Origin of the sequence: Stenotrophomonas maltophilia group sp. msm4 (genome assembly GCF_032025605.1) — a bacterium.
GTDB lineage: Bacteria > Pseudomonadota > Gammaproteobacteria > Xanthomonadales > Xanthomonadaceae > Stenotrophomonas > Stenotrophomonas sepilia.
In genome coordinates, this window is sequence record NZ_JAVSKK010000001.1 from 914,392 (window position 1) to 928,644 (window position 14,253).

General features: G+C 66.9%; 9 protein-coding genes. All 9 read left to right on the forward strand.

Annotated elements, in window-relative coordinates; all coding sequences use genetic code 11:
• Window positions 1–21 precede the first annotated feature (21 nt).
• The 9 genes from ROV93_RS04330 to ROV93_RS04370 all read left to right on the forward strand — a co-directional run bounded on the left by ROV93_RS04330 (window position 22) and on the right by ROV93_RS04370 (window position 14,220).
• The gene (locus ROV93_RS04330) at window positions 22–2,934 is read left to right on the forward strand and encodes a VIT domain-containing protein (protein WP_180890613.1); all 2,913 of its coding nucleotides are present in this window, start codon (window positions 22–24) and stop codon (window positions 2,932–2,934) included.
• A 78-nt stretch (window positions 2,935–3,012) separates the two neighbouring features.
• Entirely contained in the window at window positions 3,013–3,261 is a 249-nt protein-coding gene (locus ROV93_RS04335) for a hypothetical protein (protein WP_172412160.1), read from the forward strand.
• A protein-coding gene (prfB, locus tag ROV93_RS04340) for a peptide chain release factor 2 (protein WP_111008336.1) occupies window positions 3,184–4,309 on the forward strand; the annotation gives its coding sequence in 2 pieces (ribosomal slippage) (window positions 3,184–3,258 and window positions 3,260–4,309; 1,125 coding nt in all). Before ROV93_RS04335 ends, prfB begins: the two co-directional genes overlap by 78 nt.
• 159 nt (window positions 4,310–4,468) lie before the next feature.
• On the forward strand, window positions 4,469–5,251 hold the full coding sequence (locus tag ROV93_RS04345; RefSeq protein WP_072168992.1) for a helix-turn-helix transcriptional regulator: 783 nt from the start codon (window positions 4,469–4,471) through the stop codon (window positions 5,249–5,251).
• Window positions 5,252–5,951: 700 nt separating this feature from the next.
• The gene (locus tag ROV93_RS04350; RefSeq protein ID WP_072168991.1) at window positions 5,952–7,337 is read left to right on the forward strand and encodes an NAD-dependent succinate-semialdehyde dehydrogenase; all 1,386 of its coding nucleotides are present in this window, start codon (window positions 5,952–5,954) and stop codon (window positions 7,335–7,337) included.
• Window positions 7,338–7,400: 63 nt separating this feature from the next.
• Entirely contained in the window at window positions 7,401–9,041 is a 1,641-nt protein-coding gene (locus tag ROV93_RS04355) for an acetolactate synthase large subunit (RefSeq protein ID WP_072168990.1), read from the forward strand.
• 146 nt (window positions 9,042–9,187) lie between these two features.
• Entirely contained in the window at window positions 9,188–10,699 is a 1,512-nt protein-coding gene (gene lysS, locus ROV93_RS04360) for a lysine--tRNA ligase (protein WP_072168989.1), read from the forward strand.
• Between the two features lie 204 nt (window positions 10,700–10,903).
• The gene (locus tag ROV93_RS04365) at window positions 10,904–12,049 is read left to right on the forward strand and encodes a two-component system response regulator (protein WP_049435901.1); all 1,146 of its coding nucleotides are present in this window, start codon (window positions 10,904–10,906) and stop codon (window positions 12,047–12,049) included.
• Window positions 12,046–14,220: a response regulator gene (locus ROV93_RS04370; RefSeq protein ID WP_180890806.1), complete on the forward strand. Its 2,175-nt coding sequence runs from the start codon at window positions 12,046–12,048 to the stop codon at window positions 14,218–14,220. Before ROV93_RS04365 ends, ROV93_RS04370 begins: the two co-directional genes overlap by 4 nt.
• The last annotated feature ends 33 nt before the right edge of the window (window positions 14,221–14,253 follow it).

Below are 14,253 nucleotides of genomic sequence, written 5' to 3' on the forward strand. Positions count from 1 at the left end.
CGATCCCACTGGAGTCCGGTCATGGTCTTCGCCCGTTGCTGCACTGTGTTGTTGCTGGCCCTTGCGGCCTGGCCCGCTGGCGCGCAGTTGCCGCCGATCTCCCGGCCGCAGGCCGCCACCCCGCTGCTGATCGCACCGGCGGCTGAGCAGGCGGTCCAACTGCAACACGCCCGCATCGAGGGCGAGATCCAGGCCGGCATCGCCCAGACCCGGATCACCCTGGAATTCCACAACCCGAACCGGCGCGTGCTGGAGGGCGAGCTGCAGTTCCCGCTGGCCGAGGGCCAGCAGATCAGCGGCTTCGCGCTGGATATCAACGGCGAGATGCGTGACGCGGTGCCGGTGCCGAAGGACCGCGGCCGCCAGGTGTTCGAGGAGATTGCCCGCCGCGGCGTTGACCCGGGCCTGCTGGAACAGACCGCCGGCAATCAGTTCCGGCTGCGCATCTACCCGCTGCCGGCCGGTGGTAGCCGGCGCGTGCAGCTGGTGATCCGCGAGCCATTGGCCTTCGCCGGCCAAGGCTGGCAGTGGACGCTGCCGCTGCAGTTTGCCGCCGGTGCAGCCTCGGTTGAACTGAAACTGCAGGCACCTGGCACGACCACCGCAGGTACGGCGCCATTCCGCATCAGCGCGGGCCAGCTGCAGTGGCAGGGCGAGGGGGCGCAGCTGCCGAAGCAGCTGCAGTGGGATCTGCCGGCGACCCGCCAGGCACAGGTGCAGGTGGCGCCCTGGCAGGATGGCCACTATCTACTGGCGCAGCTGCCGGTGGCGGCCAGCAGTACGCCGCGCACGTTGCCCAGCGAGATCGGCCTGCTGTGGGACGGCTCCGGTTCGGCGGGTCAGCGCGATCGCACGCGCGAGTTCGCACTGCTGGACCGTTACTTCGCAGCGCTGGGTGACGGCACCGTGGCGTTGACCGTGCTGCGCGACCGCGCCGAGCCGGTACGTCGGTTCCGCATCCGCGCCGGCAACTGGAGTGAACTGCGCGCAGCCCTGCAGGCCGTGCGCCCGGACGGTGCCAGCGCGCTGGCACAGTGGCAGCCGCAGCCGGGCGTGAAGGAATACCTGCTGGTCAGCGATGGCCTGCTGACCTATGGGCCGGAACAGCTGCCGGCGATGGCGTCGGATCAGCGCCTGTTTGCGATCAGCAGTGCCGGTGCGCGCACTGATGCCGTGCGGCTGCGTGGTTGGAGTGAGGCGCATGGCGGTCGCTTCGTTGCGCTGGGCAAGGATGTCGATTCGGCGGCGCGCGCGCTGCTGTCGTCGCCGCTGGATGTGCAGGTCGATGCGGGGCGCGGCGTGCAGGACGTGGTGATCGATCGTCGCAGTGAAGCCCAGGGCTGGCTGTGGCTGCATGCACGACTGGCGGCCGACGGTGTGCCGATGCGGGTGCGCGTGGGTGGCGGCGAATGGCAGGCGCTGCCCGCCACGCAGAAGAGCGACGACGGAGAGCTGCTGTCCGGCCTGTGGGCGCAGGCGCGCCTGCAGCAGCTGGCCGCCGACCGCCGTGGCAACCGCGAGGCGATGCAGCGCCTGTCCCAGCAGTTTGGCCTGGTGGGGCCGGATACCTCGCTGATCGTGCTGGAGACGTTGGAGGACTACCTGCGCTATGCGATCCGCCCTTCGGACACGCTGCGCGCGGAGTACGACGCCAGGTTTGCAGTGCAGGTCAGGGATCGCGCCGCTGCTGATCGCCAGCGCCTGGATGAAGTGGCCGCCCGCTGGAAGGAGCGCCAGCAGTGGTGGAACCGCAGCTGGCCGAAGGGTGCGCCGCCGCGGGCCAAGGAAGCAGCGCTGGACGTTGCTTCGGCCGACTATCCTGCCGAGTCAGCGCCGATGGCGATGCTCGTCGCACCGGCGCCCGCGGCACCGCCCGCGCCTGCACCGATGGCCGCGGCGGCAGAACAGCGCATGCAGGCCAGCAGCGCACGCGCGCGTCGTCCGGCGCCCGCGTCGGAGAATGCACTGGATTCGATTGTGGTCACCGGCGGCTCGGTCGATGCCGCTGCAGCCGCCAACGATGGCCAGCTCGGCATCCAGCTGGCGGCCTGGCAGCCGGACTCGGCCGTCGCCCGGCGCCTGCGCCAGGGGCCGCCATCGCAGCTTTATGACCGCTATCTGGCCGAGCGCGATGCCCACGCCGACAGCAGCGCCTTCTTCCTCGATGTGGCCGACCTGCTGCTGGAGCAGGGCCAGCGCGAGCTGGCACTGCGGGTGCTGTCGAACCTGGCCGAAATGGATCTGGACAACCGCCACCTGCTGCGCGTGCTCGGTTACCGACTGATGCAGGCCGATGCTCCCGCACTGGCGGTGCCGGTGTTCGAGCAGGTGCTGGCGATGGGCCAGGAAGAACCGCAGAGCTTCCGCGACCTGGGCTTGGCGCTGGCAGCGGCCGGCAAGCCACAGCAGGCACTGGCGCCGCTGTACCAGGTGGTGGTGCGGCCGTGGGACAGCCGCTTCGATGGCATCGCCCTGATCGCGCTGGATGAGCTGACCAACCTGGTGGCCGGCAGCACGCCCCGGCTGGATACCACCGGCATCGACCCGCGCCTGTTGCAGGCGATGCCGCTGGACCTGCGCGTGGTGCTGTCGTGGGACGCCGACAACAGCGACATGGACCTGTGGGTGACCGACCCGAACGGCGAGCGCGCCTACTACGGCAACCGGATGACCTACCAGGGCGGGCAGATGTCGCAGGACTTCACCGGCGGCTATGGCCCCGAGCAGTTCTCGCTGCGCAACGCCAAGCCGGGCAAGTACAAGGTGGAGGCGAACTACTTTGGCAGCCGCCAACAGCTGGTGACCGGTGCGACAACCCTGATGCTGCGGCTGACCACCCACTGGGGCACGCCGAAGCAGAAGGATCAGATGGTGACGATGCGGCTGAAGGACCGTGCTGAGACCGTGCTGGTGGGTGAGTTCGAGGTGAAGTAGTCAACTGCCCCAAGTGGCCGTCCGAGGGTGGGCCAAGGAAGACCCTCGTCGACGCCGCTCTGGGCAAGGAGGTCCTGTGTGGGGTCGGCCGCGGCCCGGCCGGCTCCCCGCGCCAAGGCGGGCATCGCCTGCCTGAATGCAGCGCCAGTGCATCATGCTGGAGCCCCGGCGCAGGCCCAGGCCCTCATTCCGGGCATCCCCGGCCTGCGGTATCATTACCAGTCATCTTTTGAATGCATAACCGCCGACATGATCGAACTGAATCCTGTCCGCCAGCGCATCACCGATCTGACCGATCGCGTGCTGTCGCTTCGGGGGTATCTTTGACTACGACGCCAAGAAAGAGCGTCTTGAAGAAGTAACGCGGGAGCTGGAAAGCCCCGACGTCTGGAACAACGCCGAGTACGCCCAGAACCTGGGCCGCGAGCGTTCCAGCCTGGAAAAGACCGTGGGCGGCATCGCCTCGGTGCTCGATGGCCTGAACGACGCCACTGAACTGCTGGAGCTGGCCGAGTCCGAGCAGGACGAGGAGACCGCACTGGCGGTGGTCGCCGACCTCGACAAGCACCAGGCGCACGTGGAGAAGCTGGAGTTCCAGCGCATGTTCTCCGGCGAGATGGACAATGCGGCCGCGTTCGTCGACATCCAGGCCGGTGCCGGTGGCACCGAAGCCCAGGACTGGGCCGAGATCCTGCTGCGCATGTACCTGCGCTGGTGCGAGTCGCGCGGCTGGAAGACCGAACTGATGGAAGTCTCCGGTGGCGACGTCGCCGGCATCAAGTCGGCCACGCTGCGCGTGGAAGGCGACTATGCCTACGGCTGGCTGAAGACCGAGACCGGCGTCCACCGCCTGGTGCGCAAGTCGCCGTTCGACTCGGACAACCGCCGCCACACCAGCTTCACCTCGGTGTTCGTGTCGCCGGAAATCGATGACAACATCGACATCACCATCAACCCGGCCGACCTGCGTACCGACGTGTACCGTTCGTCCGGTGCCGGTGGTCAGCACGTGAACAAGACCGAGTCGGCGGTGCGTATCACCCACATCCCGACCAACATCGTTGTGGCCTGCCAGACCGGCCGCAGCCAGCACCAGAACCGCGACAACGCGATGAAGATGCTGGCCGCCAAGCTGTATGAACTGGAGATCCAGAAGCGCAACGCCGAGAAGGACGCGGTGGAAGCCACCAAGTCCGACATTGGCTGGGGCAGCCAGATCCGCAACTACGTGCTGGACCAGAGCCGTATCAAGGACCTGCGTACCGGCATCGAGCGTTCAGATACGCAGAAGGTGCTGGACGGCGACCTGGACGAGTTCGTCGAGGCCAGCCTGAAGGCCGGTTTGGCCGTGGGCTCCAAGCGCGCCGATGCCTGATCGACGCGCCTGCGCGTATTTCGTCACCCTCGTGCGCAACGCCGAGGGTGGCTGATCACGCTTCCGGTAGAGCCGAGCCCATGCTCGGCTGCTGTTGGCGCAGTAGCAGACGCGTCGAGCATGGCTCAACGCTACAACTACAAAGGGTAGGACGGGCCGATGATGCGCAGCGAAAGTGAACGCAAGGAACTCGGCGGCTTCCTCAAGGCCTGCCGCGCCCGTGTCGACCCTGCCACGCTCGGCCTCCCGGCCGGGCGCCGGCGCACCCCGGGCCTGAAGCGCGAGGAAGTGGCGCTGGCGATCGGGGTCAGCGTCAGCTGGTATACCTGGATCGAACAGGGCCGTGAAGTGCGCGCCTCGCCCGAAGTGCTTGAGCGCCTGGCACAGGTGCTGCGCATGAGTGACGACGAACGCGCCTACGCGTTCGCGCTGTCCGGCTACGGCGTGCCGCTGGAATCGCCGGACGAGAGCGTGACCGATGGCCTGCGCCAGCTGGTGGAGGCGATGCAGCCGATCCCGGCCTACGTACGCAATACCCGCTTCGACATCCTGGCCTGGAACCCGGCCATCGCCGATCTTTTCGTGGACTACAGCCAGCTGGCGCCGCATGAGCGCAACACGCTGCGGCTGATGTTCCTGTACCCGCCGTACCGCACGCTGATCCTCAACTGGGAAGAAATGACCCGCGGGCTGCTGGCGGGCTTCCGCGCGGCGATGGCGCAGGCCCCGGACAAGGCCCCGTTCCTGGCGCTGGTGGAAGACATCGCCGCGCACAGCGAAGAGTTTCGCCAATGGTGGCCGGAGCACGACGTGCGTCGGTTCGATGAAGGTGCGAAGAAGCTCAACCATCCCACGCGGGGGTTGCTGGACCTGCAGTACGTGGCGCTGGTGCCGGAGAGCCGGCACGACCTGTCCCTGGTGACCTACCTGCCGCGAGGGTAGGGGTTTACGGCAGGGCTTGCAGCCCTGCACCTGCTCAACGCAACGGCCAGAGCCAGAGCTGGATTCCGTGGTTTGGCGGGGCGGTGTCGGGGTGCGGGGACGCCGCAAGTACGTCCGTGTAGGCTTGGCAGCCGCATCCATGCGGCTGACACCCCGCACTCCGACACCGCCCCGCCTTCGACAGGTTCACGCGGCTGTTGGCAACTGCGGCTTTGTTCCGCGCGGCTGTTGGTAGGTGCCGACCTTGGTCGACACGATTTTTCTCTCAGATATCGAATGAGTCATCCACGCATGGCGTGGATCTACTGTGTCGACCAAGGTCGACACCCACCAACAGCAACGCAGAGCGCCGTCCCGACAGATCGCAGAACTCTGTCGAAGGTGGGGTGGGTCCGGTTGCGGGGGCGTGAGCCGCATGGATGCGGCGACCGAGCTTACATGGATGTACTTGCAGCGTCCCCCTCAACCGGACCCACCCCGCCAACCCACGGAATGCCAGCTTCTGCCGTTGCCGTTGCCGTTGCCTCGGCTTGGCTTGAAGCCTCTGCGGGTGCAGGGCGCAGCCCTGCCGATAACCCCATTCACACAGGTAAGTGCGGGTCACAGGATAAGCAGACGCCTTGTTGCCTCCGCCAATCGGGTCCACATTCCTGTGCAGAAGACGGGCCGCTGCCCGTTGCCGAGACAACAGGAGCCCTGCATGTCCGCTGCCCCCACCACCGCCATTTCCCGCGATCCGGCCACCGGCCAGCAGATCGCCAGCCATCCCTTCGCCACCGATGCCGAGCTGGAAACAATCCTCGATCGCGGCCAGGTCGGCTTTGCGGCCTGGAGCGTCAAGAGCCTCGAACAGCGCGCAGACGTACTGCGTGCGATGGCCGCCGTACTGCGGCGTGACCGCGAAAAGCTGGCCGCGCTGGCTACCGCCGAGATGGGCAAAGTACAGGCCGAATCGCTGGCCGAGATCGAGAAGTGTGCCGTGCTGTGCGACTGGTACGCTGACCACGGCGCGCAGTTCCTGCGCGACGAACCGACCCAGGTGCCCGACGACAAGGCCTACGTGTCCTACCTGCCGCTGGGCGTGGTGCTGGGCATCATGCCGTGGAACTTCCCGTACTGGCAGGTGATGCGTGCGGCGGTGCCGATCCTGATGGGCGGCAACGGCTTCCTGCTGAAGCCGGCCGAGAACATCGTCGGTACCGCGCAGCTGCTCGACGCGGCCTGGCGCGATGCCGGGCTGCCGGAAGGCACCTTCATCGCCGCCAACATCAGCCGCGAGGGCACCAGCCGCGCGATCGCCGATGATCGCATCGCCGCAGTGACCCTGACCGGCAGCGTGGCCGCAGGCCGCAGCATCGCCGCCCAGGCCGGGCAGGCGCTGAAGAAGGTGGTGCTGGAGCTGGGGGGCTCGGATCCGTTCATCGTGCTGGCCGACGCCGATCTGGACGCCGCCGTTGATGCGGCGGTAGCCTCGCGCTTCCAGAACACCGGGCAGGTCTGCATCGCCGGAAAGCGCATCATCGTCGAAGACGCGGTCTACGATCGTTTCGTGGCGCAGTTCTGCCAGAAGGTGCAGGCACTGACCATCGGCGATGGCCGCGACCCGGCCAACCGCATCGGGCCGATGGCACGCCAGGACCTGCTGGAACAGTTGGACGTGCAGGTGCGCGCCTCGGTGGACGCAGGCGCGAAGCTGCTCGTCGGTGGCCATCAGCTCGATCGCCCGGGCGCGTTCTATGCGCCCACCGTGTTGGCGGACGTGGAGCCGGGCATGCAGGCCTTCGATACCGAGACCTTCGGGCCGGTGGCCTCGATCAGTCGCGCCCGCGACGCCGACCATGCGGTGGAACTGGCCAACCAGAGCGAATTCGGCCTGAGCGGCAACCTGTGGACCGGCGACCGCGCGCGGGCCATGCAGCTGGCGCGCCGGCTGCAGACCGGCGGCGTGTTCGTCAACGGCTTCTCCGCTTCAGACCCGCGCGTGCCGATCGGCGGCGTGAAAAAGAGTGGCTTCGGTCGTGAGCTCTCGCACTTCGGCATCCGCGAATTCGTCAACGCGCAGACGGTGTGGTTCGACAAGCGTTGACGCGCAGCTTCCCTCCTTCCTGCAACGATCCACCATCAGTCCAGCGAAAAGGACGGCATTCCAATGTCCAAGGGTTCAGATCTGCTTGTCGCCGCGCTTGAGAACGAAGGCGTCGAGCGCATTTTCGGTATCCCCGGCGAGGAAAACCTCGACGTGGTCGAGTCGCTTCGTCATTCCAGCATCGAGCTGGTCATCACCCGCCACGAGCAGGCAGCGGTGTTCATGGCCGCCACCTATGGCCGCCTGACCGGCAAGCCCGGCGTGTGCCTGGCCACGCTCGGTCCGGGCGCGCTCAACTTCACCACCGGCGCCGCCTATGCGCTGCTCGGTGCGTGGCCGGTGATCATGATCACTGGCCAGAAGGGCATCGTCGCCAGCAAGCAGGCGCGCTTCCAGATCGTCGACATCGTCGGCACGATGAAGCCGTTGACCAAGCAGGCACGGCAGATCGTCTCGGCGCGCACGATCCCGACCATCGTCCGCGAGGCGTTCCGTGTCGCCCAGGAAGAGCGCCCGGGCCCAGTGCTGCTGGAGCTGCCCGAAGACATCGCGGCCGATGAGGTGGAGGGCGTGGCGCTGGTTCCGCCGCACGCGGTGGATCGTTCCATCGCCAGTCCGGAAGCGTTGGATCGGGCGGCAGAGACCATCCGCAGTGCAAAGCGACCGCTGCTGATGATCGCTTCGGCGGCGTCGCGGCCGCAGTCCAGCGAGGCGCTGTCGGCGTTCGTGCTGCGCGCCGGCATTCCGTTCTTCACCACGCAGATGGGCAAGGGCGCGGTGGCCGGCGGCTCGGGCCTGTACATGGGCACCGCAGCGCTCACCGAGCGCGATTACGTCCACATGGCGATCGACCAGGCCGACGTGATCGTGACCATCGGCCACGAGGTCACCGAGAAGCCGCCGTTCGTGATGCGCCCGGGCGGGCCGACCGTGATCCATATCGGCTACTCGCAGGCGGCGGTGGAACAGGTGTACTTCCCGCAGGTGGAGGTGATCGGCGACATCGGCCGTTCGCTGACCCAGCTGGCCGACCGCATCGAAGGCGCGGTGCCGAATGCCGCCGCGCTGCTGCCGCTGCGCGCGACCATCCTCGAGCATCTGGCCGACCGTGCCGAGGAGGCCCGTTTCACCCCGCAGCGGCTGGTGCACGACGTGCGCCAGGTGATGCCGCCGGACGGCATCGTGGCGCTGGACAACGGCATGTACAAGATCTGGTTCGCTCGCAACTACCGTACCCAGGTGGCCAACACATTGCTGCTGGACAACGCGCTGGCGACCATGGGCGCGGGCCTGCCATCGGCGATCATGGCCTCGATCCTGTATCCACAGCGGCGGGTGCTGGCGGTGTGTGGCGATGGTGGTTTCATGATGAACAGCCAGGAGCTGGAGACGGCGCGCCGGCTGGGGCTCAACCTGGTGGTGCTGATCCTCAACGACGGCGCCTACGGCATGATCCGCTGGAAGCAGGCGGTGGATGGCTTCACCGACTACGGCATGACCTTCAGCAACCCGGATTTCGTGAAGTACGCCGAGGCCTATGGCTGCAAGGGGCATGAGGTGACCGCCATCGAGCAGTTCATCCCGACCCTGCAGGCGGCATTCAACGAGGGCGGGGTGCACCTGGTGTCGGTACCGGTCGACTACTCGGAGAACCAGCGGGTGCTGGTGGATGAGCTGCGGCAGGCGTTCCCCGGGAACGCGTAGGCGCCGATCCGCTGATGGGGTCAGATCCCTTTGCAGCGCAAAGGGATCTGACCCCTCTCCAGGCCGGGGCAGGGCGGTTTTGGTATGCTGTGGAGCCGGCCGCGCCGGGCGCAAGATCCCCCTCACTACACGATTCCCGCAGATCCATGAGCGAAGCTACCGATACCCCCCCCGTCGACGAGAACAAGTTGATCGCCGAGCGCCGTGAGAAACTCAAAGCGCTGCGTGGGCAGGGCATCGCGTACCCGAACGATTTCCGTCGTGAGGACTTCGCCGGCCGCCTGCAGGAAGAATTCGCCGATGCCGAGCAGTGGACCGCCGAGGCGCTGGAAGGCAACGGCCGCCAGGTGAAGATGGCCGGCCGCCTGATGGCCAAGCGCATCATGGGCAAGGCGAGCTTCGCGCAGATCCAGGACGAGTCCGGCCGCATCCAGCTGTTCCTGCAGGGGGCCGTGCTGGGCGATGCCTACACCGCGTTCAAGGGCTGGGACGTGGGCGACATCATCGCCGTCGAAGGCGGCCTGACCCGGACCAAGACCGGCGAGCTGTCGGTCAAGGCCGAGTCGATCCGCCTGCTGACCAAGTCGCTGCGTCCGTTGCCGGACAAGTGGCATGGCCTGGCCGACGTCGAGCAGCGTTACCGCCAGCGTTACGTCGACCTGATCGTCACCCCGGAGTCGCGCGCGGTCTTCATCAAGCGCTCGAAGATCATCCGCGCCATGCGTGCGTGGCTGGACAACCGCGACTTCCTGGAAGTCGAAACGCCGATGATGCACTACATCCCCGGCGGCGCGGCGGCCAAGCCGTTCACCACCCACCACAACGCGCTGGACCTGGACCTGTACCTGCGCGTGGCGCCGGAGCTGTACCTCAAGCGCCTGACCGTGGGCGGCCTGGAGCGCGTGTACGAGATCAACCGCAACTTCCGCAACGAAGGCGTCAGCACCCGCCACAATCCGGAATTCACCATGATGGAGCTGTACGAGGCCTATGCCACGTACAACGAGATCATGGACCTGACCGAAGGCGTGATCCGTGACGTGGCCAGGACGGTCAACGGCAGCACCGAGGTCGAGTGGGACGGGGCGAAGATCGACCTGGGCCCGGCGTTCCGCCGCTGGCGCATGGACGAAGCCGTGCGCCACCACAACCCGGAAATCTCGGTTGCCGACTGCACCGACCGTGACGCGCTGCTGCGCCATTGCGAGCGCTTGAACATCCGCGTCAAGCCGTCCTACGGCTGGGGCAAGCTGCTGCTTGAGATCTTCGAGGCCACCGTCGAGCACACCCTGATCCAGCCGACCTTCATCACCGACCATCCGGTGGAAGTCTCGCCGCTGGCCCGTGCCAACGACAATGATCCGGGCTACACCGACCGCTTCGAGCTGTTCGTCAACGGCAAGGAGCTGGCCAATGGCTTCTCCGAGTTGAACGACCCGGAAGACCAGGCCCAGCGCTTCCAGGCCCAGGTGGCCGCGAAGGAAGGTGGCGACGATGAGGCCATGCACTACGACGCCGACTACATCCGTGCGCTGGAGTACGGCATGGCCCCGACCGGCGGCCTCGGCATCGGCGTCGATCGTCTGGTGATGCTGCTGACCGGCAGCAGCTCGATCCGCGATGTGCTGCTGTTCCCGTACATGCGTCCGGAGCAGTAAGTCGCGTTTTTGACTCCCGATTGTGCGCGCCGTCCCGAAACGAGACGGCGCGATTGACGCGTCCCGCACTCGGCGTATCGTAATTGCACTACCTTGACGCCTGTTATGGCTTGATCGGCGTCAGGGGAGGGCACGGTGTGGGGAGTCCGCTTCACATTGTGATGACGATCATGAATCGGGACGCATGACACGGGAGTCAGGCCGATGCAGGGTGCGAGCGTTCGCAGCGGCAGAGTATCCTCGCCTGCTGATGATCCAGCGTGGTCGAAAAACCAGGCAGAGTACGCGTTGAATATCGTCATCGTTGATGACCAGACTTCCGCCCGGACGATGCTGCGTCACGTCATCGAAGACATCGCGCCGGAACTGAGCGTGTATGACTTCGGCGATCCGCTGACCGCATTGGCCTGGTGCGAAGCCCATCCGGTCGACCTGCTGCTGCTCGATTACCGTATGCCGGAGATGGATGGGCTGGAGTTCGCCCGTCGTTTCCGTCGCCTGCCCAAGCACCGCGACATTCCGGTGATCCTGATCACCGTGGTCGGTGACGAGCCGATCCGCCAGGCGGCACTGGAAGCCGGCGTCATCGACTTCCTGGTCAAGCCGATCCGCCCGCGCGAACTGCGTGCTCGCTGCTACAACCTGCTGCAGCTGCGCCAGCAGACCGAGAACGTGAAGCAACGGGCGCTGTCGCTGGAGCAGCGCCTGCTGGCCAGCATGCATGAGGTCGAAGAGCGGGAGCGCGAAACGCTGTCGCGGCTGGCGCGCGCGATCGAGTTCCGTGATGCCGGCACCAGCGCCTACCTGGAGCGCATGGCACGTGTGGCCGGCCTGATTGCCGAACAGCTCGGGCTGCCCGAGGAGGAGGTGCGCCTGATCGAAATGGCTGCGCCGCTGCATGACATGGGCAAGATCGCCATTCCCGATGCGGTGCTGCTCAAGCAGGGCAAGCTCAACGAGGAGGAGCTGGCGATCATGCGCCGGCACCCGCGGATTGGCCATGAACTGCTGAGCGGCAGCCAGAATCGTTTCATCCAGGTTGGCGCGTTGATCGCACTGCGTCATCATGAGCGCTACGACGGCAGCGGCTATCCTGATGGGCTGGTCGGCGATGCGATTCCGCTGGAAGCGCGCATCGTGGCTGTCGCCGATGTCTTCGACGCCCTGATTTCGCCCCGTCCGTACAAGGAAGCATGGACCATGGAAGCCACCCTGGCTTATCTCTACGCCCAGCGTGGCCGGCTGTTCGATCCCCGATGCGTGGACGCGCTGCTGCGCGGCCGCGAACAGCTGGACCAGATCTGCGCCGAGCATTCGATGGCGTCCGCGCGCCCGGGGCTGGGCGCGTGAAACGGCTGTTGTCGCAGCTGCGGCTGCGCCTGTCCCAGCGCCAGGACAGCGAACACGGCCAGCAGATCGTCCGTATTGTCCTGATCAGCTTGATCCTGGCCTACGTGCTGTTGCCGGCGCCGCGCCACGACCTGCCGCACACGCAGTACGTGGGCGTGCTGGCGATCGTATTGACCGGCCTGAGCCTGTCGCTGCTGTTGTTCGGCTGGCTGCTGTGGCGGCCGGCGCGTTCCGATCCCCGCCGCGTGCTGGGCATGCTCGCCGACTATGGCCTGATCGCTGCCGGCATGGTGCAGATGGGCGAGCCCCTGGCCTGGGTCTACATCGTGGTGATGTGGGTGACGGTCGGCAACGGCATGCGCTTCGGCAACCACTACCTGTACGTGGCGGTGGCGATGGCGATGGTGAGCTTCGGTTGCACGGTGCTGCTGACGCCTTACTGGCAACAGAATTTCCGTCTGGCCATCGGCCTCTGGCTCGGCTTGGCGGCGGTGCCGCTGTACTTCTCGACGCTGCTGCGGCAGCTGACCGAAGCGATGGCCGAGGCGCGCCGTGCCAGCGAGGCCAAGAGCCGTTTCCTGGCCAACATGAGCCACGAGTTCCGCACGCCGTTGAACGGCCTCAACGGCATGACCGAAGTACTGGCGACCACGCGCCTGGACGATGAGCAGCGCGAGTGCCTCAACACCATCCAGGCGTCTTCGCGCAGCCTGCTGGCGCTGGTGGAGGAAGTGCTGGACATCTCGGCCATCGAGGCCGGCAAGCTGCGCGTGGTGGCCGAAGACTTCGCCGTGGCCGACGTGATCCAGGCGATCGGGCTGATCCTGTTGCCGCAGGCCAAGGCCAAGCGCCTGGAGTACCGGGTGAAGGTGGCTGACGGTGTACCGCCACGCGTGCGCGGGGACGTCGGGCACCTGCGGCAGATCCTGCTGAACCTGGCCGGCAACGCGGTCAAGTTCACCGATCACGGCCGGGTCGAAATCCGTGTCAGCGTGGTGCAGGCCGATACCAGTGGCGCGGTGCGGCTGCGCTTCGACATCCTCGACACCGGCATCGGCGTGGCCCCGGCCATGCGTGCGCGGCTGTTCGATGCCTTCGAGCAGGCTGACGTCAGCATGGCGCGTCGCCACGAGGGCACCGGGCTGGGCACAACCATCGCCAAGGGCCTGGTCGAGGCGATGGACGGTGACATCGGCTATCTGGAAAACCCGCCGCGCGGCAGCCACTTCTGGGTCGAGTTGCCGTTCGCGCCGCCGCAGCCGCAGGTGCCGGGTGCGGTGCCGAGCCTGACCGGCGACGACGACGTGGGGCCGGGCGGCAACGTGATCGCATTTGCCGACCCGTTCCTGCGCCATCGCGCCCGCGTGCGCAGCATGCAGATCCTGGTGGCCGACGACCACGAGGCCAACCGCATGGTCCTGCAGCGCCTGCTGCAGAAGGCCGGGCATCGCGTGCTGTGCGTGGATGGCGGTGAGGCGGTGCTGGATGCGCTGGCCGACAGTGAGTTCGACGCGGTCATCGTCGACCTGCACATGCCGGGCATGAGCGGGCTGGACATGCTGAAGGAGTTGCGGGTGATGCAGGCCGGCGGCGGACCGCGCACGCCGGTGCTGGTGCTCAGCGCCGATGTCACGCCCGAGGCGATCCAGCGCTGTACCCAGGCTGGGGCGCATGCGTTCCTGGCCAAGCCCGTGGTGGCGGTGCGCCTGCTCGATACCCTGGCCGAGATCGCCAGCAACGCCCAGCTGAAGACCATGGCCGCACCGGTGGTGCGACCGATGGCGCTGCAGGATGGGGTGCTCGACAGCAGCGTGCTGGACGAGCTGGCCTCGCTGGGCATGGGCGAGGGCTTCGAACGTGAGTTCATCCGCCAATGCCTGGAGGACGTGGCGGGCTGCATGGGCAAGGCCGAGCAGGCCGGTGAGGCCACGCAGTGGGATGTGTTCCGCGAACAATCCCACGCGATCAAGGGCGTGGCCAGCAACCTTGGCCTGATGCGCGCGTCCAACCGTGCCGGCGAGCTGATGCGGATGGCCGACTGGCAGCTGAAGACCGAATGGCGCCAGCGCCTGGGCATCCTGCAGGAGGCGATCAAGGAAGGCCGGCGCGCGCTGGAGGCACGGGCCGAACGCCGGCTGCGCGGCGCTGCCGACGATGGCGAGGCGCGTTGAACCACGGCAGGGTGCATAAAAAAAGCCCGGTGG